Source organism: Caldisericum sp., from assembly GCA_022759145.1.
Taxonomy (GTDB): domain Bacteria; phylum Caldisericota; class Caldisericia; order Caldisericales; family Caldisericaceae; genus Caldisericum.
In genome coordinates, this window is the sequence record JAEMPV010000085.1 from 2,569 (window position 1) to 3,726 (window position 1,158).

Sequence of the window (1,158 nt, forward strand, 5' to 3'; positions counted from 1 at the left end):
GGTGGAGTTGTAAATGATTTAGACATTTTAGAGGACGTTTACTTGGCTTCGTTAAAACGGAAAGAGTCCGAAATGTCGCAAGTATCCGAAGCAAGGAAAAATGCCTCTACTGAAACTCCATCAGGTCAGAGTGCAAATGTTGAACTTGAGCCAAAATCTTTGGACGAGGCATTTGCACTTTTGAAAGGTAAAAAGTTTGGTTAATTTTTCACTGCAACACGTTGCAGTGTTTAATCGCCTCTTGGAGGTGCGTTAAGTCTCCAAAAACAAAAAACAAAATTATTAACAAAGGAGGCGATAGACAATGGCATTAACAATTGACACACTAAATGCGTTAGTAAAAGAGAAGTCTATAGTTAAGGGTTTTGTTAATCAGATTTATCAGTATAACCCGTTGATGGACTTTTTGAAAAAGGGCAAGTCCCTCGTTGATGTGAAAGGCGGTAAGAGAATTATGGTTGGGCTTGAATACGGTACTGTATCAGGTAATACTTGGAGCGGTGTCGGTGAAATCCCTACACCACAAGCACGCCCAGAGATTGCAACAGAGGCTTGGTTTGACTGGGCATTCTACAATATGGCAGTCACGATTACTTATAAGGAATGGATGTTGGTTGAAAGGGGTGCTTACACTCTTGAAGACTTTGCTAAAAAGATTTTGGATAGGATTGCAAAAGGTGCGGCTAATGACTTTGAAAAGTACTTCTTTATGGGTTATTCAGCCGCCGCAAACAGACCTGTTTTTGGCTTACATCAATTGATTTCCAACACCGACGCAACAGATGGAACAAACACAGTCAAGGTTGGAGATATCAGTGTAAACGACGCTGCTTGGTGGGTATCCCACGTTTTTACCTATGATGCAAACTCTGGACTGATTAAGAATATGTTTAAGGTTCTTGATACACTTACCTACAAATGGGGCAAGCCTAACCTTATCTTGACTTCACAAGATATCTATGAGGCATATGTATTCACTTCCTATGATAAGGGTGCATTCCAGATTAAAGATGAGTTTGCAACCAAACTTGGATTTGAAGTCGGTGCTTCTTTTGATGGGATACCTATCATATTCTCTACTGACCCAGCAGTAAGCGGTAAGATGTATTTCATTAACAGCGATTATATTAAGTTTGTAGTCCACCCAGAAGCAGACTT

General features: G+C 40.2%; 1 protein-coding gene. It reads left to right on the forward strand.

The window, feature by feature from the left end:
• Positions 1-304 precede the first annotated feature (304 nt).
• On the forward strand, positions 305-1,158 hold an 854-nt coding region (locus tag JHC30_05860; GenBank protein MCI4463675.1), incomplete at its 3' end, for a phage major capsid protein.